This is a genomic window from Alteromonas sp. S005, assembly GCF_036864475.1.
GTDB lineage: Bacteria > Pseudomonadota > Gammaproteobacteria > Enterobacterales > Alteromonadaceae > Alteromonas.
Map to the genome: position 1 here is coordinate 267322 of NZ_JAZETN010000001.1, position 19816 is coordinate 287137.

A 19816-nucleotide genomic window follows, 5' to 3' on the forward strand; every position below is an offset into this window, starting at 1 on the left:
ACAGCTTTACCTTGCACCTTGTAAACCACCTGTGTGCAACACAACGATGCGTGAACCGTCCTTAAACTTGCCTTTAGCCAGCATATCTTTAACGGCCCAGAAGGTTTTGCCCGAGTAAACGGGCTCTATTTCAAATGCCATAGTGTTATTGAAATTGCTGCAAAAGGTTTGAAGTTCACTTGGCGCTTTGGCGTAGCCACCAAAATGGTAGCTATGATCAATATGCCAATCTGTTTGGTTAGTTGTTGGAAGAAATTGCTTAACCAACTCCTCTAAATAGCCTTCACCTTTTAGCACACCTATACCAATGGCTTTGTTGCGAGAACGAAAGTCAGTAGCCATTAAACTATTACGTTTATTTAATGCATTTACAATTCCCGCCAATGTAGCGCCGCTTGCGACAGGCGCAACGATAAAGTCAAAGTCTACCTCAATTTCATCGACCATGTCTTTTATCCCCTGAAGCGCTAGGGCTTGGCTTCCACCTTCAGGAATGATAATCGCGTTGGGAAACTTTAGCTTTAGTTCATCTAAATAGGCACTATCGTTACGCTTTTTGTAGGTAATTCTGTTTACATATTCAATGCGAGTCTGCCACTGCATCAAATCTTTAATCATTGGCGATGGTGCAGTACTGTAGTCGCCGCGAATAATGGCGGTAAAGGGAATACTAAGTTTGAAACAAGCAAACCCCAATGCATGAAGGTGGTTAGAAAAGCCGCCGCCGAAACTGATAGCGGCATTTGGTAAAGGACTCGTTAGTGTATGGCTTAGCTTTCGCCATTTATTTCCTGACATCACAGGGTGAATAGCATCGTCACGCTTAACATAAAGCGATACCTTACTTGCACCCTCCCAGTTCGGTTTGAAAGGGATGAGAGGCGAAGGAAGAGCGAGTGACGTTTTAAATTCATCAAGGGAAAGCACGATGAGAGCCCAGAGACAGTTGATCATTTGCACATTGGCAAGAGTATAACCAGATAGAAACTCAATAAAAGACCTGTAATTTTTATTACGCTTTATAAGAGCATTTTTATGGTTATTAAACAAAACTGCATTTCACGAAAACCTGTGATTTATTCTACATCATGGTTTGGTCATTACGTAAAAAACACTAGTGCTCTTTGTTTGTCCTGCGCTAACAAAATAGCCGCGGCATCCACTTTTGTTATTTTAATTTCCATATCACTGAGCGGTCTAACCATGTCAAATAACGCCTATGCGCAAGAGTATGCGTCAGAACATATTAATGAGTATGTTCCCAATGCGAAACTGGTGGGGAAAGGCATGTTTTCTTACTACTTTTGGGACGTATATACCGGTGAGCTTTTTGCTTCTGAAGGCGAGTACGCTGATCAGCCTCCTTTTGCACTACGTTTAACCTATCAAAGAGACCTGGAAGGTAAAAAGATTGCCGAGCGCTCTATTGATGAAATGAAAAAGCAAGGGGATGTTGCTGCCAATGATGCCGATAAATGGCTGTCGCTAATGGAGAGTATCTTTCCAGACGTGAGTGAGGGCGATGTAATTACAGGGATAGCAACAAAAGAAGGAACAAGCGTATTTTACGTGAATGGCGAAAAAGCGGATGAAATAAGCGACAAAACGTTTACGAAGCGCTTCTTTGATATCTGGTTAAGTGACGAAACGTCGGAACCGAAGTTTAGAAAAAAGTTACTCGGAAAAGGTTAGCTAAGCAGATTGATTGATACACAGCCACGTTAGGTTTTAGTTGAGCGGGATAAGTTAAATGATAAAAAATATGATGAAGTTATGTTTAGGGTTAGGTTTTGCGGCATTGTCTGTGGCAGGACTATCTGGATGTTCTGTGTCAGTCGATGGTGAAGATTATCAGGCGGTGTCTCCAAAGTTTGATATTGAGCAGTTTTTTGATGGAAACGTTAAAGCGTGGGGCATAGTGCAAAATCGCTCGGGCGAAGTAGTACAAAGATTTGTGGTAAACATCGATGGCTCCATAGAGGGCAATACCCTTACACTTGATGAAACCTTTGAATATGGGGTTGGCGAAGGTCCAACATCGCGAACGTGGAATATCGTAAAGCAGAGCGATGGCACCTTCGTGGGCAAAGCGAGTGATATTGAGGGACCTGCGAAAGGCACCAGCTATGGCAATGCATTCAATTTTCACTACGAGATGGATTTACCGGTAGACGACACAACCTATTCAGTAACGTTTGATGATTGGTTTTGGGCTTTCGATGATAGTGCTATGATGAACCGTTCGTACATTCGCAAGTTCGGCATTGTGATGGCAGAAGTCACTATTTTTATGCAGAAGCAAAGTAATTGATAATTGACAGATATAGATATGAAAAGTTCGCTGACCTATATACCATTTATAGGTCAGCATCCGAAAAAGTGTGGAAATCTAGCTAGTACAATTTAACCCACCTGATCTCTAGACAGTGCCTGCTATTTGCTGGTTCTAATCAGACTAACGAGGAAAACAGAAAACAACGCCAAGCCCGTGTCCCTGCATAAGTGGGTCGTGTACAAACCAAGTTTGCCCATCATGTAACTTCACTATTGCCGATACTAGTGATAAGCCCAACCCATTTCCCGTGCTTGTTCTGCTGCCATCAGCGCGATAAAAACGACGCTCTAAATTTAAAATTTCGTGCTCGCCAACACCTATCCCTGCATCATTAACGGCAATAACAATATGTCGCGATGTGGTAGTTAGATGCACAGTAACCATACTATCTTCATTCGAATATTTGATAGCATTGTCTAATACGTTAGCTACGGCTTGGAAAAGTAAGTTAGGGTCTGCAAGCATAGTCACGCTTTCGAGCTGACTGGACAGCTGAATGTTGCGCTCCTCGGCAAGGGGGTGGTAGAGGTCAACCACATCTTCAACAATAGCTCTGGCATCGGTACTACAGAAACCCTCTTTCTTATTCGTAGTCTCAAGTCCACTTATGCGCAATAAACTATTAAACATATTAAGCAGGTTATCTGCTTCTTGCGTGGTGTCTTCTCGAAGCTGTTCGTCTTCAATTCTTTCTAATGTATTACGAAGTCTTGAAAGCGGCGTGCGCAGGTCGTGAGCAATACTGTCTGTGACTGACTTAATGTTATTAACCGAGCTTTCAATGGTGTCCAGCATTTGATTGAAAACGAAAGAAAGGCTGCTGAGATCATCCCAATTGCTATCAATTTCTAGCCGCTCTTGAAGACTACCTGTCTTTATTATCTTGTCGGCGGTTTGAGACATGCGGTTAATTCGATTGACAACATACACGGCAATAGCAAAGCTCAAGATACTTAACGCACAAAGCAGTACGACAATAATCCAGCTAAAGGTTTTGCCAAACCACTGTGCGCTATACAAGTCGTCGATACCACGCCCAACATATAGAGTATAATCCCCTAATACATCTTCTCTCATTAATGCTTGGCGCAAAGTTTTTCTTGATGAGCTATCAGGCCTAGTAATAACAATTTCCGCAGTATCAAAGCTGGCCCCTCTGTGCCGCTCTAATACTAGTGGAATAGATGCTAAGTTCCCGGCGACAACTTGCTCATCTTTACTCAGTACCACAAACGACCGTTGATAATTGAATGAAGGAGGGGGGGCTTTTTCGCTAGAAGGAGGTTGGTTGCTGTCGCTGATAATGGCCGACTTAACAGCATCAATACCGAGGTTTTCATAAAGCGTTACAAGCGCGTTAGCTTTGGCATTAACGGCAGCATTAGACTCGGAGATAAACAAGTCGCTGCTCGTTAATCGCCAAAAATAGACAATTAGAACAATGGCAATACAAGCAAGAGTGGTGAGCAATACGCCTACGCGAAAACTAGAACTACGCGTAAAGTCGCGTATTGCTATCATGCAAGCCCGTCCGCTATGCGGTAGCCCGTACCTCTTACTGTTTCGATAAGAGGCACATTAAACGCTTTATCCACTTTCTGACGCAGGCGGCTAATGTGAACATCAATCACGTTCGTCTGAGGATCAAAATGATAATTCCAAACCTGTTCAAGCAACATACTTCGCGTCACAACTTTGCCTTTATGACGAAGCAGGCATTCAAGCAGTTGGAATTCCTTTGATTGAAGGTCAATTTCTTGATCGCCACGCAATACCTTACGATTAACTAAGTCTAGCGTCAGATCGCCAACTTTGATCAAGGTTTTGTCTTCGCTTTCTTTATTGCGACCAGCCAAACCTTCAACGCGAGCAAGCAGTTCCTCAAAGGCGAAAGGTTTGGTTAAGTAATCGTTAGCGCCGGTGCGAAGGCCTTTGACTTTATCTTCAACTTGGCTTTTGGCACTTAGCAATAAAACCGGAGTCGTGTTCCCTTCCTCGCGAAGCTTCTCAAGCACAGAGAAACCGTCGAGTTCGGGTAACATTACGTCGAGAATTACCGCGTCTAGTTCGTTACTAGCGGCTTGTTGGTAGCCTGACGTTCCATCACCTACAGTAATACATTCATGCCCTTCACCCAATAGTCCATTTGCAATGTGCGAGGCAACCTTTGGATCATCTTCTACAAGTAGCACTTTCATTATTACGACTCTTTTGTTTATCTACATTAATGCACTTGTTCGGCGTTGCTGGTATCGGATTTCGGTATTTACTAAGCAGCAAGCGAAAACAAGCAGTCGAAAAGCGGTTTTGCTTTGCCTCTTTTACGAGCTATATAGCTTGAAACGATCACTTTTACGCTTTTTCGCATTTAGCTAAAATTTGTCCTCACATGTAGAACTCTTGCTCACTTTAAACGTCAGGTTAATGTGATAGGGAAGATGCTTTTTACTTACTTAGCCTATCAACCTTTGTCAAAGCGCATGCTCGGGTTATAAGGGGTAAAATGCTGCACATCTCCTCGGGCACATTTCTTTTGTACTTCATGCCAGTACTCAGATGTCATCAAGTCGCCGTGCAATGACTTAAGTATATCTTTGAACTTTCGCTTACCGACGATGAAGTGCTCGAATTGTTCGGGGAATACGTCGTTGGGCGCTACCGAAAGCGTATCAATAGCATAGGGGTCATCGGATTTTGGCAACTCCCTAAAGTTGCGCTCGTTCATTAAACAAATTTCATCATAGTCATAGAAGATCACGCGACCGTGACGGGTAATACCGAAATTTTTGTGCAGCATATCGCCGGGAAAGATATTTGCCATGGCAATTTGCTTAATACATAGACCAAGCTCATCAAGCGCACGCGTTATTTTTTCTTCGTCGGTTTCTTCTTGAAGATATATATTTAGCGGCGTCATTTTACGTTCAATATACATGTGCTTGATGATAAGTTCTGTCTCAGTAAATTCTAAACTCGATGCACAAGTTTCTTTTAGTTCTTCAATAAGCTCAGGTTCAATTCTATCTAACGGGAATCTGAAATTAACGTATTCATGGGTGTCAGCCATTCGACCGACACGATCTGACATTTTAACTAACTTGTAGCACTCTTTTACGTGCTCACGCGTGATTTTCTTACTTTCAGCAAACTCGTCTTTAATGATTTTAAATACCACCCCGTAGGAAGGCAGGTGGAAAACCATCATTACTAGGCCGCGAATGCCTGGCGCGGCTTCGAATTTGTCACTCGATTCGTCCATATGCTGTAAGAAATTCCGATAAAACACCGTTTTACCGTGTTTGTAATGCCCCATCGACATATACAGTTCGAAGTGTTTTTTATTCGGCAATAACTCTTGTAAAAAAGCGGCAACCTCGGCCGGGTTTTGGGTGTCAGCCATAAAATAGCTACGGGCAAAACCAAAAATGACGCTTAGATCTTTGCGGTCGGTGAGCAAGGCATCAACAAACATATGTGGCTCGTTGTATCTTCGCATGGCGATGACAAACGGCAGAGTTTCGTCAGGCATACAAATGCGACCAATCAAATAAGCCGCTTTACCACGAAAAAAAGTAGGCTTAAGGATCTCAACAGCTTGTACACTGGCTAGTTGTTCTTTGTTTAATCGTGCGCGTAAGGCTGTCTCAAGGTTTTGTAAGTCCCGCTCAAAGTTTTCAAACGGAATATTGTAGCGGTAAATTTTGAATATCGACTCATACATCTCACGTACGGTCGTGGTGGTGTCAAAGCTGTTAACCACTTTATCTCTGTCTTGCCCAGGCAGAAAGCAGCGGCTAGGCAGAACAAACATCATATCGTTGTCTATTTTTCTATGCTTAAAAAGGCGCCCGATCACTGAGTTATAAAAGGTTTCAGCTAGCTCAAACTGCGGGTGTCCTTCAAGCTGTAGCGCAAATACTTTTTTAAGCTCTTGCCAAAAAACATCATCTTTTTGGTGGACCTGAGTAAGCTGATAAATTTCTGCAACAGCATCTGACAGGCTTTGCTCATAAATGGTAATGCGCTCTTTAGAAGCTAGCTGAGTTTCTTTCCAATTGCCTTTTTCAAACCTTTCTTGAGCGCCACGCGTTATTCGGGTGAACCATCGGTAACTCTTATCGAAATGAGACAAAATCTGATAGGCAACTTTTTTAACCAAGTTTTTGTCTTGGGTTGCAGCTAACTCTTGCATAGGGATGTTTTCCTTTTTCGTTACGCCTTATATCTACCACAAAACACGCTACTAAGAGAGGGATGTTTGGTGTAGTAATCATCTAAGTCGCAATAATTCGATATTTTTATTATTTTCTTATACTTTCGTTTAATGTATTCTAACAATGGATTAGTAACCGGTTATAAGATTGTATTTGATGGGTTTTAATATTCTAATTTGCGATGATTCAGCGCTTGCACGTAAAATGGCGAGAAGTAATTTGCCAAATGAGTTCGCTGAAGCAATTTATGAAGTGTCAAATGGTATGGACGCTCTAGAAGTATTAGCACATCATACTATTGATTTGGTATTGCTAGATTTAACAATGCCTGTGCTAGACGGTCTTAGTGTATTAAGCGAAATTAAACGCCGTAAACTAGAGACTTTTGTCATTGTTATTTCGGGTGACATTCAGCCATTGATGCAAGAAAAAGTGATGTCATTAGGCGCATTAGGTTTTATTGAAAAGCCAATTAAGCGCGATGAACTTACGTCGGTTCTACAACGCTTTGGTTTCATTCTTCCCGATACTTACCAAGCACCAATTGCGGTTTAAGAATTTAAAAAATGAAAAGGGCGAGCCATAGGCTCGCCCTTTTTTGTTTCCGCGATTTCACCGCTTCAAAGTGGTAAAACAGTGCTTAGTCAAACCAGTGGCGAGTTTTGTTCGCAAACCACACTAGCGAAAGCATAACGGGCACCTCAACCAGTACGCCAACGACTGTGGCAAGTGCTGCGCCACTGTGTAGGCCGAATAGTGAAATGGCTACGGCTACTGCTAACTCAAAAAAGTTCGACGTACCAATCATACATGCCGGTGCAGCTACATTGTGCGGCAGCTTCATACGTTTTGCGGCAATATAGGCAATAGCAAAAATACCGTAAGTTTGTATTAGTAGCGGTATTGCAATAAGCACGATGTCTTGCGGCTGCGCTAGTATAGTTTCTGCCTGAAGACCAAATAAAATAACAATAGTGAGCAGCAAGCCAATTACTGAAAACGGCTTAAATTTGCTTACTAGGGCGTCGACTGCATCATTTCTTGAATCTGGCTTCTGCGTGCTGGTGTTTTTGTTTTCCAAGTGGCGGCGCGTTATGTAACCCGCTACCAACGGTAATACTACATAGAGCGCTACAGAAAGAAGCAGTGTGTCCCAAGGAACCGTGATGTCCGTTACACCAAGCAGCATGGCGGTAAGTGGTGCAAAGGCAACGACCATAATCAGGTCGTTAATTGATACCTGGACTAGGGTGTAGTTGGCATCCCCTTTGGTAAGGTGGCTCCATACAAAAACCATGGCAGTACAAGGAGCAACCCCCAGTAAAATCATGCCGGCAATGTATTCAGTGGCGGTTTGCGGGTCTACCCAGTCGGCAAAAATACCTTTAAAGAATAGCCAACCCAATAATGCCATAGTGAAAGGCTTAATAAGCCAGTTAACTACAAGGGTTAGCACCAGGCCTTTTGGCTTTTTACCCACATCCTTAATAGATCCAAAGTCTATTTGTACCATCATTGGGTAAATCATTAGCCAAATAAGTACTGCCACTACCAGGTTTACGTGTGCATATTCAAGCGCAGCAATAGACTCAAATAGGCCTGGCAAAGCATAGCCTAGGCCCACCCCTGCAATAATGCAAAGGCCAACCCACACTGATAAATAACGTTCAAAGAAACCCATTTCTGCTCACCTTTGTCTTATTTTACAACGATTTTTGGTTAACACGCTTACTCACTTCTTCTGCGCTTTCAACGCGCTCGGAATAGCGATCAACTAAAAAGTCCTTGTTGTCGCGGGTGAGTAAAGTAAATTTCACTAACTCTTCAACTACATCCACAATGCGGTTGTAGTAAGGGGACGGTTTCATGCGGCCATCGTCTTCAAATTCTAAAAACGCTTTTGCCACAGAAGACTGGTTAGGGATGGTTAACATGCGCATCCAGCGTCCTAAAATACGCATTTGATTTACCGCATTAAATGATTGTGAGCCACCAGATACCTGCATAATGGCCAGCGTTTTCCCTTGAGTAGGGCGCACGCCGCCAAGGCTAAGCGGTACCCAATCGATCATGCTTTTCATGATGCCAGTCATGCTGCCGTGACGCTCAGGTGAACACCAAATTTGACCTTCAGACCACATCATAAGCTCGCGTAGCTCTTTAACTTTCGGATGCGACTCATCTTCAGTATCTGGCTGTGGCAAACCGCGAGGGTCAAAAATTTTGGCTTCTGCGCCAAAGTATTCAAGCAAGCGCGCTGACTCTTCTATAACTAGGCGGCTGTACGAACGTTCTCTAAGCGACCCGTAAAGTAATAGAATGCGCGGCTTGTGGTCTGAAAATCTTGAAGCAAAGTTAGCCATAATGGGCTTGTGCATTTGCTCCATTACTGCATTATCAGAAGGGCTTTCAGCTGTTGATATTTTCTGTTCCATTGACTTACCTTTACTCTTTACTGGGCGCCTAATTTTGATAACGCCTCTTTAAGCGCTGCTTTATCTAAGTTTTTCTCAGTAAGCTCTGCTAATGCCGCTACACGCTTTTCAATAATATCGATGGTGTTGTTGAATGCTGACGCTTTCTCTTGTTCGCTACCTTCTAACTTAGACGGGTCTTCTAAGCCCCAGTGCACCTTAAGAGATTTACCGAAATAAACAGGGCATGATTCGCCCGCCGCTGAATCACACACGGTGACAACAAGATCAGCATCGTAATCTTCAAATTCATCCCACGACTGGCTTTGAAGGCCGTTTGTATTGAACCCGCGTTCAGCAAGGTATTTAAGAGAAAGAGGGTGTACTTCACCTACTGGTTGGCTACCCGCACTACGTGCTTCCACATTGCCGTTCGAGGCATTAGTGATGGCCTCGCAAAGAATACTGCGGCAACGGTTGTGCGTACAAATGTATAAAATCTTCATATAAAAACCTTATTTGAGTGACTGATGCTACTTTGAATAGCTATCAAAAAATTGGAAAAGTTAAAAAGTAAGCAGCTTGCAATTTGCTCGGGGTAATCACCCTAGTGATTTACATCAAAGCATGTGAGCGTTAGCAATTCTCACAGGACAAGTTCGCTAATGGCTCTTCGATGTATGCACTATTATTGGATGCAGTGTTTTTGATAACGTCTAGTGCCCAAGCAGGTAAGTCAGGATGAAGTTGGTAATATACCCATTTGCCCTTACGGGTATCGAGCACTAAACCGCATTTTCGTAAATCTGCAAGATGTCGCGAAATTTTTGGCTGGCTTAGTTGAAGCGCATCGGTGAGGTCGCACACGCACAACTCTCCTTTCATGCTAAGCATAAGTAGCGTCTTCAAGCGAGTGTCTTCCGACAGGCATTTAAAAAATGCTAAGGGCGCTAGCTGCGCAGGTTCACAACAATTCGACATAAAAAATCTTCACATATGAAATTTCGTATGTGATGTATCGTATATGAAATTTCGTATGTGTCAATGATGCATCTGAAATTTCATATATATGTTGGGAGTGAAATGGTTTAAAAACTAATTAAGGAAGCGCTAAAATTTATTGGCTTTCAGGAACGGCGGCCTCAAATGACATCGCTAGTTGTTTGCCGTTTACCCCGTTGTAATGGGTAATAACTTCGTTCATAAAAGCGTACCATGTAGGGTTTGGGTGCCAAATGGCCATAAGGTCTGTCTTGGCGGTTGGTTCGCTTTCGCCCAGTACGTTAATTCTATAAAGGTAGGTAAAAGCAGCACCCCGCCAATTCAGTTTACAGTGCGTGAGTACCTTGTCTTCGTTAACATCTACGCTTTGCATAAATGCCGCGTAATTTAAAAAGTTAGCCAATGTAGGAGCTTCCCAATCAACGGGAACGTTAAAGTAGTCGAGGCCTAATTCTGAAGTAGTTAAAATCTCGCTCGCTCGATTTCCTGGGATCAAATCTATAACGTGTGTCACTCCTTCTTCTTTTAGCAGAGAAAGATGAGAGGCATCAGGCAAGCCAGAAGAATACATAAAGGGCGCGTTTTTTTGGTAGTTAGTGAGAGACGTAAGGGTAGGAGTGGTCTCAATCTGTGTGTCTGTGCTCATTTTTGATGCTGTATCGTAAGCGTTCACAGTTGCACTTAAAGCTAGCCCTAAGCTGATACAAGCAGCGGTAACAGTAAAACTAAACGTAGGCTTTTGAAACGTAGATAATTTTTTCGTTCTTTTATGTTCTGCTGGCTGGGGCTTTTTCATAAATTAGCGCTCTCGTTTGACACGGTTTGATAGTGGCGTTGCTGTCACTTCTTACGTTACACACTTGATTGCGTGTTGTCCAAAAGGGTAAAGCCAACCTTTTGTAATTAGGGCTTGTTGACCTTTGATTTTCTGTAAAGGTCAACAAGCGCAAACAGTGGCATTGATAACAGCCGCTAGATTTTGGGGCAACCCACCTAGCTTTTCACTGCCTTCGGCTTTAAAGAAGGCGCTTTGAGGCTAGATGACTTGGGTTTGTATTTACAACTAAGCCAGATGGAAAAAGGTACGCCTATAAGAGCGGGTAGAATCCAGCTGATAATTTGAAGTGACGGAAAGCCTTCAAAAAGTGTGCGTCCACCAAAAGCAAAGAACGCGGTGTAAGCGCCAATACCAGAGCCGATGATATGCCCAATGTGCTCAGTCACCCACGAACCTGCAACGATGTTTTTTTGATAAACATAGCGCACAATACCGATGGCATTTAACAGCGCAATAGGGGCAAAGATACAAGTTAGCGTGATGCTGTAAGTAATACCCTGATACAACGCAATGGAAGCGACGACAAAAAGCACAACGGGTAGCCATAAGTATTCGATAGTTCGCAGCTGCGTAAGGTTTTGCTTCACTTTAAGCACCGCTATAGAATGTCTTACGTTGTTCCAAACTAACAGACTTAACATCAGCAAAAAGACATATTGACCTCTAAGGTATGCAGTGAAATAAGCAGCCGACTCAAAGTGCTCGGGCATTGTTGGGTAGATGACGAGCGGTATAAACAACACCATGGTAGAGCTGATAACGCCACTAATAGACGTAAATAGCATTGCTTTTATGTAGTAACCACCAAATTGCTTGTGAGCTTTTCCGCCCTTTTTCGTAAGGCTAGGCACCCAAAACAGTATAAGTGACAGAGCGCCGGTTAAAATATGAAGCGTAACTATAAAGCCGTGAATTGTTTGCATCTTGCTTTCCTTTGGCAATGAACAAAATTGTGGGTTTATAGTGATAACTTCACGAGATTGACAAAAGTGCCAGAAGTCATGAAATAAAAAGTGACTTCTGGCCTATGCATTTATCAGTGTTTTTTGTCAAAGTAGCGCTATTAGAACGAAAAGATATAGGTAGTCAGAAACGAATGAAAATCTCAATTCCTGCTCATTGGCGGGTGAGCATCGATATTGAGCGCGCATCTGCTTGCATTACATGGATGTTTGTAAGCGGTTCTGCACTTTACTTCTTGTATCATCAGTACTCATTCATGCATTGGCGAACTCTCTCTGCCATTGCTATTTTTTGTATGCTCGCCGTGACTTTTTTGATTGTCAGTAGGCATGATCACAGTATGCCCTCGTTAAGGCTGCCAACGTTATGGGCGATGTTTCTATTAGCGGTTCTGAGCCAGTTTTTGCTTCCCTATGCCTACCTTGCCATCTTCATTGTTATTTGGTCCGCCATTCTTCCTTATTATGTCAATTGGAAAAAGTGCATCGTGCTTTCAATACCATTGGCTCTGCCCACAATCCTTATCCAAGGATGGGTGTGGCAAGAACAGCAAGCTTTCTTGACCGGCGCGCTTTTTTGGACATTCAATTTATTTGCCATGATCATGTCAAACACGGCCATTAAAGAATCGAAAGCACGTGAAGAAGCTGATGCGCTTAATAGACAATTACTAAGTACTCAGCAACTAATGAAGCAGGCGCTTACTCAAGATGAACGCCTGCGTATAGCGCGAAATATTCACGATGTTTTAGGGCATCATTTGACGGCGCTTACCATCAACCTTCAAGTCGCGTCGAGAAAGGCGGACTTATTAGAGAGCACTGAATCACAAGCCATAAAGCGACACGTTGAGCAATCCCACAGTATTGCAAAGCTTTTACTCTCAGATGTCAGAGAAGCGATTTCTGACATTCGGGAAAATGCGGCTATTGATTTTTCTTTGGCGGTAAACGCACTGATTAAAGACTTGCCTAGGCCGATGGTAAATCTGCACATTGACGACGATTTAATGTTAACTAACGTGCGAATTGCAGATTGCCTTTTGCGAAGTATGCAGGAGGCGCTAACTAACGTGATCCGCCATACACAGGCACATTATTTTTCCATATCACTGACGCAACACAACGGAGTTTATAAACTACTCATGCAAGACAGTATGGTGCCAAATGCTGCTGATAAGCAACTAAGTGGCGAACAGCCAAGTAGCATATCGGTTTTTGACAAAGCACCATGTAGCTATTCAGAAAGGGCTTATGCAGAAGGCGCTTTTGCAGAAGGCGTTCAAGAGGACGCAGGGCCAAGCGTATCTGACATTTCAAAGCGTGTAGTGGCTGGCAATGGCCTAAAAGGAATGCAGGAACGGGTTCATGAGCTAAATGGAACTATCAGCTGGCAGCAAACCGAGCAGGGTTTTCGCATCGCAATTCACATTCCGGAGGGCGAATGAAAACACGCCTTATTTTAGTTGAAGACCAAATGCTGGTGAGAGAAGGCATCAAATCGCTTTTAGGGCTCGATGATAGCGTTGAGGTTGTTGGCGAATACGAAAATGGTCAGCAGCTCATCGATAGTGAAAACGCTTTAAACTGTGATGTGATATTAATGGATATTCGCATGCCCAAACTATCGGGTATCGATACTTTGCTAGCACTGAGTGATAAAGGCATTACAACACCGGTGCTAATGCTTACTACGTTTGACGATCACGAGCTGGTAAACGGCGCTATGCGCGCCGGTGCAAAAGGGTATCTACTTAAAGATGTGTCGCTAGAAACCCTGATAGACACTATTACACAAATAAAAAATGGCAAAACGCTGATTCAGCCCGCGGTGACCGAAAAAGTGTTGCAAGGCTTGAAAGGACTGAACGTAGAATTTGAGTCGTTTGAAAATCCAGAGCCTCTTACTGAGAAAGAAGTCGAAATTCTCCGTTTGATCGCTGCGGGTTACAGTAATAAAGAAATTGCGGATGCAATGTTCAAATCAACAGGCACCATTAAGAACCAAGTTTCTTCAGTCATGGCTAAGCTTGGTGTACGAGATAGAACAAGGGCCGTGCTTAAAGCGTTAGAGCAGGGAGTTATTTAGTTATACTTTTCTACAACATGCTAAAGAACAAGATACACAGGTTGGACCACTTGGTAAAATACAATCATAGGATCACATGTGATTTCGGAGAAGTACATGAGCAAGTGGTTAGTAGTTTTATCTTTAGTTTTCGGTGTGAGCACGACAGCTTACGCCAATTTGATTTTAAACGGTAGCTTTGAGAACAACGATATTAAGAGTAATAGCTGGAAGGCCTTCACCGCTGGAACCGTTGACGGTTGGAGCGGCACGAATATGGAGCTTTGGGATAACTTTCAACGTTTAAATGCTTTTGATGGTAGCCAATACGCTGAGCTTAATGCTAATGGAAACGGTGGTCGATATTCGATTTTTCAGACTTTTTCTACCGAAGCCGGAAATACTTACGATGTGTCATTTGCCTATGCTGCACGACGCAGTGGAGAAAGTTTTCAATTAGATATACTTAGTGATGCTAATAGCGTTTTATTCAGTCAGGTGTTTGACGACCATGCCATTAAAAGCTGGTCTGAATTCTACGGTGATTTTGTTGCACAAACAGCCCTGACTACCATCCGTTTCTCTACTATTAATACAGGAACTTATGGCAACTTTGTTGACGATATCGTGGTAACTGCAGCGCCTAGCTTTGCCGCAAGCGTTTCCAGTGTTTCTGTTTCTGAACCGGCAAGTTTGGCAATACTGCTACCTCTATCGGCTTTGGCACTGATAAGACGAAAGAGAGCCAAGTAGATTTACGTATATAGTAATTAAGAAAAGGCCCGCAATTATGCGGGCCTTTGTTTTATATACAAAAATATCTGCGCTTTGGTTCTAATGCTTATTTGTCCATATGCACAACAGAGCGAATGCTTTCGCCTTTATGCATTAAATCAAACGCTTCGTTTATTTCATCAAGACCCATGGTGTGAGTGATAAACTCTTGAAGGCCAAAATCACCGTTTAGGTATTGTTCTACAATTCCTGGCAGTTCTGAGCGACCTTTAACACCACCAAAAGCAGAACCGCGCCAAACACGACCTGTCACCAACTGAAATGGACGTGTTGAAATCTCTTGCCCTGCACCAGCTACACCGATGATCACAGATTCGCCCCAGCCCTTGTGACAACATTCGAGCGCAGAGCGCATAACGTTTACGTTGCCGATACATTCAAACGAATAGTCAACGCCGCCATCGGTCATTTCAACAATCACTTCTTGAATAGGCTTGTCGAAATTCTTAGGGTTAACCACGTCAGTTGCGCCAAGTTGCTTCGCCAAATCAAACTTGCTTTCATTAATATCGATACCAATGATGCGGCCTGCGCCTGCCATACGTGCACCAATGATCGCTGACAGACCGATTCCGCCTAGGCCAAAAATAGCAACCGTATCGCCTTGTTGCACTTTTGCAGTTTTAAGTACAGCGCCCATACCCGTAGTTACACCACAACCAAGCAAGCAAACTTCGTCTAGCGGCGCATTTTTGTTTACTTTCGCTAGCGATATTTCAGGAAGAACTGTGTACTCAGAAAACGTTGAGCAGCCCATATAGTGATAAATTGGCTCGCCATCTTTTGAGAAACGACTTGTGCCGTCTGGCATTAAGCCTTTACCTTGTGTTTCGCGCACCGCTTGGCAAAGGTTAGTTTTACCTGACTTACAGAACTTACATTCGCCACATTCTGCCGTATAAAGAGGGATTACATGATCGCCAACTTCTACACTAGTTACACCTTCACCCACCATTTCAACAATACCACCACCTTCGTGGCCTAAAATTGAAGGGAATACGCCTTCTGGATCATCACCAGACAGCGTAAATGCGTCAGTGTGGCACACGCCAGTTGCAACGATGCGTACAAGTACTTCGCCTTTCTTAGGAAGCTCTACGTCAACCTCTTCCATTTTTAACGGCTCACCCGGGCCCCAAGCCACCGCAGCTTTTGATTTAATGTGCGTTTGGCCTTCTTGCAGCGAATCTTTGAATGACGCCATGTAATGACTCCTTAATCATAAATCTTTGATGTTGTTTTATAGGCCAAAGTATAGGAGACGGTTTACTAATGATAAATACAATTTCAGTAAATCACTTTTGCAAATTTGTAATAAATGGGTTTGCCAAATAGAATTGGTACACAGAAGGGCGGATTAGTTTGAAATACTTTTGTTTTGCGAAGGGCAATAATGAAATTTCTTGAAGGTATAGCTGAGTTTTGTGCGGTGGCTGATGTCGGTAATTTTACCGGGGCTGCAAATAAGCTTGACACGTCGGTGGCGCAGATAAGCCGTAAAGTCGCATCGCTAGAAAAGCAGCTTGGCGTTAAATTATTGCAGCGCACTACGCGAAGTGTTTCACTTACTGAAGCAGGTACACAGTATTTTCAGCAGGCAATGCCGGCGTTAAAAGCCCTCGAAGATGCCCAACTAGCTGTAAGTGCGCTACAAGCATCGCCGCAAGGATTAATTAAGCTTACCGCGCCCGTCGCTTTCGGCGAAGCCTTCATCGCGCCTTTGCTCAATACCTTTATGCAAAAGTATTCCGGCATTAGTGTGCAATGCACCTTTTCAAACGAAAAGCTTGATATTGTAGAGCAGGGGCTCGACCTTGCCATCCGCATTGGCAAATTAGAAGACTCTACCTTGGTTGCTAAAAAGCTGGCTACCCGACATTTATTTGTTTGCGGAAGTAGGGATTATTTTAACGAGCAAGGACAGCCTAAAAGTATTGAAGAGCTAAAAGAGCACTCGTTGCTGGTGGGGTCACAGCCATATTGGCGTTTACTTATCGATAATAAAATTCAATCTATTCCTGTACAGGGGAGAGTACGGTATAACAGCGGGAATGCCTTATGTAGCGCCGCAATTGCTGGTTTAGGTATTGCACAACTGCCTGGATTTTATGTGCGCAAAGCTCTAGCTTCAGGTCAGCTACTTGAACTGTTTCCCGAGTATAAAGACAAGCGAGAGGCTATTTGGGCGGTATTTCCTTCAAACCGAAATGTTGCACCCAAAATTAGGCTGTTGGTGGATTTTTTAGCGCAACACCTTGTTTCAGACAGTTGAAGCGCCCTCGCAAAAATAGTGATCGAAATACAGCGCCTGTATCTAAATATTCTTTAATAAAGGTGATATGCAGGTGATGAAGTGCACAATGATGAGGGAAAAATTCAGGTACGCGGTGCCCGTGTACACAACTTAAAAAATATCAGTATTGATATACCACGAAATGAAGTGGTGGTGTTTACCGGTGTATCTGGCTCAGGAAAATCTTCTTTGGCTTTCGGTACGCTTTACGCAGAAGCTCAGCACCGCTATTTAGATTCAATATCACCTTATGCCAGACGGTTAATTGAGCAGGTGGAGAAACCTGACGTAGACGCAATTGAAGGCTTACCGCCCGCTGTCGGTCTGCACCAGCGCCGCGGCGCACCTTCAGTTCGTTCTTCCGTTGGCAGTATCACCACGCTATCTAATAGTCTGCGAATGCTTTATTCCCGGGCCGGGGATTATCCCGAAGGGCAGAACATTGTCTACGCAGACGGGTTTTCTCCTAATACACCTGAAGGTGCATGTGAACACTGTGACGGTATTGGTAAAGTTTTCGACACACAAGCTCATCGCCTTGTACCCGATGATAGCCTGACTATACGGGAGGGCGCTGTGGCAGCGTGGCCTGGCGCGTGGCAGGGCAAAAACCTCGTTAGGGTACTGTTATCGCTAGATATTGATGTGGATATTCCATGGCGTGAACTGCCTCAAAAAACGCGCGACTGGATCCTATACACTGACGAAATGCCGCAGTTACCTGTCTATCGAAACTATAATCTAGCGCAAACCCGTAAAGCGCAACAAGAAGGTGAACCTGCCAGCTACAATGGCAAGTTTATCAGCGCGCGGCGTCATGTGCTTGATACCTTCAAAACGTCTCAAAAAGAGAAAATGAAGCAGCGAATCGCTCCCTTCATATCTGTTGAAGCATGTCCGGTTTGCCGTGGAAAAAAGCTTAAGCAAAATGCGCTGGCAGTGAAAGTTGATGGCTTAGATATTATTGATTTTTCAAGGCTGCCATTACAGCAAGTTCACGAAAAGCTTCAGGCGTTAAGAAATTCAGTCAACGACGATACTTCAGAGCGTGGTCAGGTAATACGCAATATTACGGGCGACATTATTGAAAGAGTGAGGCCCATAATAGCGCTTGGGCTTCATTACCTTTCGTTAGATAGAAGTACGACAAGTATCTCAGTAGGCGAGCTACAGCGATTGCGTCTGGCGACTCAGCTTAAATCAAACTTATTTGGTGTTGTCTTTGTGATGGATGAACCCTCATCAGGTCTTCACCCTCGCGATGTAGAAGGGCTCATTCACGCGCTTCACAATATTACCGAAACGGGAAATTCGCTGCTTGTTGTCGAGCACAACCCTTATGTTATCAAAGGCGCTAACTGGGTTGTAGACGTAGGGCCGAGGGCGGGAGTGAACGGCGGTGAGCTTGTTTATAGTGGGCCGGTTAACAAACTAGCAAGCATAAAAAACTCCCCAACGGCAGACTATGTTTTTAACAATAAAGCCCTAAGCCAGCGTATAAAACGTAAATCATCAGGGGTGTTGCGTTTAAAAGACGTGTCCAGAAATAATGTCAGCCATGTTGATATTGATATTCCACTTGGTGTGATGACCTGTGTCACTGGCGTTTCTGGCTCTGGGAAGTCGAGTTTAATTAGCCAAGCATTAGTTGAGTTAGTCAAAGATGGTTTGAACTCTGCTGAGAAAGAAGGGATGCGAGCGAATGAAACGATAGAAACGAGAGAAACGAAAGAACTGCTTACTGACGCCAATTCACTTCTTGCTCAAGACGCTTTTTCTCATGAAACTGAGCCGCAGCAAGGCTATGTTGAAAGCGGGCTTGATGAGTTAAGTCGTATAGTTGTGGTAGATCAGTCTCCCATCGGCAGGACACCTCGTTCAACATTGGCAACCTATACCGGCATATTTGACCAAATCAGAAGTTTATTTGCTTCAACCGAAGATGCGAAAGCCCGTGGGTACGATGCGGGTCATTTTTCGTTCAACGTCGCAAAAGGACGATGCCCACATTGTGAAGGCTTAGGTGTGGTATCGATAGAACTACTGTTTATGCCGAGTGTTTATTCGCCCTGTACCGTTTGTAACGGTCAGCGATTCAAGGATAAAGTACTGGAAGTTGATTACAACGAACATTCTATCGCTGATATATTATCGCTTACGGTTGAAGAAGCACTATCTGTATTTAACAGCAATCAAGTCATTACGCGGGGACTTCAAACGTTAATGAATGTAGGGCTTGGCTACCTAACCCTTGGGCAAAGTGCCACTGAGTTATCAGGCGGCGAGGCGCAGCGCATTAAATTAGCATCAGAACTTAAACGTGCTCAAAATGCTAATACCCTATACGTCCTTGATGAACCTACAACAGGTTTGCACCTTTCAGACACTTCGCTACTTGTGCAGCATTTAACCAGCTTAGTTGAAGCAGGGAATACGGTAGTGATGGTTGAACATAATATGCAGGTGGCTGGGGCTTGCGATCACGTTATAGATATGGGGCCGGGCGCTGGTGATGAGGGAGGAGAAATAGTTGCTGAAGGTAGCCCAGAGGGCGTTGCTAAGGTTCAACAAAGTGCAACAGCCCCATTTTTGAAGGCGAGTTTGGCCTGAAGAAGGGTATTTACTGAATGAGTTCTATTTGAACGATCTTAGAAATAAGTAGTTGTTTAAAGCTACCTAAGTACAGCTATCTAAGTACTAGCAAGCCAGCTAAGAAACTGCTTAATTTCCTGTGTGTACCTTAAAAAGAAATATTAATTAAAGAGTGTTTCATATTTTGCAATACAGTGTGGTGAAAACTGCGGTTGACTTATAGACGTCTATACGGCAAATTGCTTGTATGAAAAAGATTCTACTTACTCGCACCACCATTATGTTAATTACCACCTTAAAAAG

At 43.6% G+C, this 19816-nt stretch carries 19 protein-coding genes; 8 read left to right on the top strand and 11 right to left on the bottom strand.

Annotated elements, in window-relative coordinates; all coding sequences use genetic code 11:
* Positions 1-6: 6 nt before the first annotated feature.
* A complete protein-coding gene (locus V7R55_RS01100) occupies positions 7-927 on the bottom strand; it encodes a 1-aminocyclopropane-1-carboxylate deaminase/D-cysteine desulfhydrase (RefSeq protein ID WP_334056612.1) in 921 nt (306 codons plus the stop codon).
* A gap of 276 nt (positions 928-1203) precedes the next feature.
* Here V7R55_RS01100 and V7R55_RS01105 point away from each other — a divergent pair, with 276 nt between their 5' ends.
* The gene (locus V7R55_RS01105) at positions 1204-1692 is read left to right on the top strand and encodes a chalcone isomerase family protein (RefSeq protein ID WP_334056614.1); all 489 of its coding nucleotides are present in this window, start codon (positions 1204-1206) and stop codon (positions 1690-1692) included.
* Positions 1693-1750: 58 nt separating this feature from the next.
* Positions 1751-2311, top strand: coding sequence for a DUF3833 domain-containing protein (locus V7R55_RS01110; RefSeq protein ID WP_334056616.1), 561 nt, complete (start codon positions 1751-1753; stop codon positions 2309-2311).
* Between the two features lie 144 nt (positions 2312-2455).
* Here V7R55_RS01110 and V7R55_RS01115 read toward each other — a convergent pair whose 3' ends face one another.
* The 3 genes from V7R55_RS01115 to aceK all read right to left on the bottom strand — a co-directional run bounded on the left by V7R55_RS01115 (position 2456) and on the right by aceK (position 6527).
* Complete coding sequence (locus V7R55_RS01115) at positions 2456-3856, bottom strand: HAMP domain-containing sensor histidine kinase (protein WP_334056618.1); 1401 nt, start codon at positions 3854-3856, stop codon at positions 2456-2458.
* On the bottom strand, positions 3853-4533 hold the full coding sequence (locus tag V7R55_RS01120; RefSeq protein ID WP_334056620.1) for a response regulator transcription factor: 681 nt from the start codon (positions 4531-4533) through the stop codon (positions 3853-3855). The genes V7R55_RS01115 and V7R55_RS01120 overlap by 4 nt, the downstream gene beginning before the upstream one ends.
* Positions 4534-4796: 263 nt before the next feature.
* Positions 4797-6527: a bifunctional isocitrate dehydrogenase kinase/phosphatase gene (gene aceK, locus V7R55_RS01125; RefSeq protein ID WP_334056621.1), complete on the bottom strand. Its 1731-nt coding sequence runs from the start codon at positions 6525-6527 to the stop codon at positions 4797-4799.
* 178 nt (positions 6528-6705) lie between these two features.
* Between aceK and V7R55_RS01130 the strand changes: the two genes are divergently transcribed.
* Positions 6706-7104, top strand: coding sequence for a response regulator (locus V7R55_RS01130; protein WP_334056623.1), 399 nt, complete (start codon positions 6706-6708; stop codon positions 7102-7104).
* A gap of 85 nt (positions 7105-7189) precedes the next feature.
* Here V7R55_RS01130 and arsB read toward each other — a convergent pair whose 3' ends face one another.
* From arsB to V7R55_RS01160, 6 genes are all read right to left on the bottom strand, one after another.
* Complete coding sequence (gene arsB / locus V7R55_RS01135; RefSeq protein ID WP_334056625.1) at positions 7190-8230, bottom strand: ACR3 family arsenite efflux transporter; 1041 nt, start codon at positions 8228-8230, stop codon at positions 7190-7192.
* A 22-nt stretch (positions 8231-8252) separates the two neighbouring features.
* Complete coding sequence (gene arsH / locus V7R55_RS01140) at positions 8253-8927, bottom strand: arsenical resistance protein ArsH (protein ID WP_438823567.1); 675 nt, start codon at positions 8925-8927, stop codon at positions 8253-8255.
* 74 nt (positions 8928-9001) lie between these two features.
* Complete coding sequence (locus V7R55_RS01145; protein WP_334056627.1) at positions 9002-9469, bottom strand: arsenate reductase ArsC; 468 nt, start codon at positions 9467-9469, stop codon at positions 9002-9004.
* Positions 9470-9599: 130 nt separating this feature from the next.
* Positions 9600-9944 carry a metalloregulator ArsR/SmtB family transcription factor gene (locus V7R55_RS01150; RefSeq protein ID WP_334056629.1) on the bottom strand — a complete coding sequence of 115 codons (345 nt, stop codon included), beginning with the start codon at positions 9942-9944 and terminating at the stop codon, positions 9600-9602.
* Positions 9945-10080: 136 nt separating this feature from the next.
* Complete coding sequence (locus V7R55_RS01155) at positions 10081-10761, bottom strand: hypothetical protein (RefSeq protein ID WP_334056631.1); 681 nt, start codon at positions 10759-10761, stop codon at positions 10081-10083.
* A 197-nt stretch (positions 10762-10958) separates the two neighbouring features.
* Complete coding sequence (locus V7R55_RS01160) at positions 10959-11726, bottom strand: hypothetical protein (protein ID WP_334056634.1); 768 nt, start codon at positions 11724-11726, stop codon at positions 10959-10961.
* Positions 11727-11899: 173 nt separating this feature from the next.
* On the opposite strand from V7R55_RS01160, the gene V7R55_RS01165 reads away from it, so the two are divergent.
* The 3 genes from V7R55_RS01165 (at position 11900) to V7R55_RS01175 (ending at position 14586) form a co-directional block, all read left to right on the top strand.
* On the top strand, positions 11900-13213 hold the full coding sequence (locus V7R55_RS01165) for a sensor histidine kinase (RefSeq protein WP_334056636.1): 1314 nt from the start codon (positions 11900-11902) through the stop codon (positions 13211-13213).
* The gene (locus V7R55_RS01170; protein WP_334056637.1) at positions 13210-13854 is read left to right on the top strand and encodes a response regulator transcription factor; all 645 of its coding nucleotides are present in this window, start codon (positions 13210-13212) and stop codon (positions 13852-13854) included. The genes V7R55_RS01165 and V7R55_RS01170 overlap by 4 nt, the downstream gene beginning before the upstream one ends.
* A gap of 96 nt (positions 13855-13950) precedes the next feature.
* The gene (locus V7R55_RS01175) at positions 13951-14586 is read left to right on the top strand and encodes a DUF642 domain-containing protein (protein ID WP_334056639.1); all 636 of its coding nucleotides are present in this window, start codon (positions 13951-13953) and stop codon (positions 14584-14586) included.
* A gap of 88 nt (positions 14587-14674) precedes the next feature.
* Here V7R55_RS01175 and V7R55_RS01180 read toward each other — a convergent pair whose 3' ends face one another.
* Positions 14675-15832, bottom strand: coding sequence for an S-(hydroxymethyl)glutathione dehydrogenase/class III alcohol dehydrogenase (locus V7R55_RS01180; protein ID WP_334056641.1), 1158 nt, complete (start codon positions 15830-15832; stop codon positions 14675-14677).
* A gap of 189 nt (positions 15833-16021) precedes the next feature.
* Here V7R55_RS01180 and V7R55_RS01185 point away from each other — a divergent pair, with 189 nt between their 5' ends.
* Positions 16022-16900 carry a LysR substrate-binding domain-containing protein gene (locus V7R55_RS01185; protein ID WP_334056643.1) on the top strand — a complete coding sequence of 293 codons (879 nt, stop codon included), beginning with the start codon at positions 16022-16024 and terminating at the stop codon, positions 16898-16900.
* Positions 16901-16981: 81 nt separating this feature from the next.
* Positions 16982-19531: an excinuclease ABC subunit UvrA gene (locus V7R55_RS01190; protein ID WP_334056644.1), complete on the top strand. Its 2550-nt coding sequence runs from the start codon at positions 16982-16984 to the stop codon at positions 19529-19531.
* Positions 19532-19816 lie beyond the last annotated feature (285 nt).

What these genes read in the sequence shown, in the direction of transcription:
- V7R55_RS01105 (WP_334056614.1), top strand. Translation starts at nt 1,204, where the DNA reads ATGTCAAATAACGCCTATGCGCAAGAGTATGCGTCAGAACATATTAAT.
- V7R55_RS01110 (WP_334056616.1), top strand. Translation starts at nt 1,751, where the DNA reads ATGATAAAAAATATGATGAAGTTATGTTTAGGGTTAGGTTTTGCGGCA.
- V7R55_RS01115 (WP_334056618.1), bottom strand. Translation starts at nt 3,856, where the DNA reads ATGATAGCAATACGCGACTTTACGCGTAGTTCTAGTTTTCGCGTAGGC.
- V7R55_RS01120 (WP_334056620.1), bottom strand. Translation starts at nt 4,533, where the DNA reads ATGAAAGTGCTACTTGTAGAAGATGATCCAAAGGTTGCCTCGCACATT.
- aceK (WP_334056621.1), bottom strand. Translation starts at nt 6,527, where the DNA reads ATGCAAGAGTTAGCTGCAACCCAAGACAAAAACTTGGTTAAAAAAGTT.
- V7R55_RS01130 (WP_334056623.1), top strand. Translation starts at nt 6,706, where the DNA reads ATGGGTTTTAATATTCTAATTTGCGATGATTCAGCGCTTGCACGTAAA.
- arsB (WP_334056625.1), bottom strand. Translation starts at nt 8,230, where the DNA reads ATGGGTTTCTTTGAACGTTATTTATCAGTGTGGGTTGGCCTTTGCATT.
- arsH (WP_438823567.1), bottom strand. Translation starts at nt 8,927, where the DNA reads ATGCACAAGCCCATTATGGCTAACTTTGCTTCAAGATTTTCAGACCAC.
- V7R55_RS01145 (WP_334056627.1), bottom strand. Translation starts at nt 9,469, where the DNA reads ATGAAGATTTTATACATTTGTACGCACAACCGTTGCCGCAGTATTCTT.
- V7R55_RS01150 (WP_334056629.1), bottom strand. Translation starts at nt 9,944, where the DNA reads ATGTCGAATTGTTGTGAACCTGCGCAGCTAGCGCCCTTAGCATTTTTT.
- V7R55_RS01155 (WP_334056631.1), bottom strand. Translation starts at nt 10,761, where the DNA reads ATGAAAAAGCCCCAGCCAGCAGAACATAAAAGAACGAAAAAATTATCT.
- V7R55_RS01160 (WP_334056634.1), bottom strand. Translation starts at nt 11,726, where the DNA reads ATGCAAACAATTCACGGCTTTATAGTTACGCTTCATATTTTAACCGGC.
- V7R55_RS01165 (WP_334056636.1), top strand. Translation starts at nt 11,900, where the DNA reads ATGAAAATCTCAATTCCTGCTCATTGGCGGGTGAGCATCGATATTGAG.
- V7R55_RS01170 (WP_334056637.1), top strand. Translation starts at nt 13,210, where the DNA reads ATGAAAACACGCCTTATTTTAGTTGAAGACCAAATGCTGGTGAGAGAA.
- V7R55_RS01175 (WP_334056639.1), top strand. Translation starts at nt 13,951, where the DNA reads ATGAGCAAGTGGTTAGTAGTTTTATCTTTAGTTTTCGGTGTGAGCACG.
- V7R55_RS01180 (WP_334056641.1), bottom strand. Translation starts at nt 15,832, where the DNA reads ATGGCGTCATTCAAAGATTCGCTGCAAGAAGGCCAAACGCACATTAAA.
- V7R55_RS01185 (WP_334056643.1), top strand. Translation starts at nt 16,022, where the DNA reads ATGAAATTTCTTGAAGGTATAGCTGAGTTTTGTGCGGTGGCTGATGTC.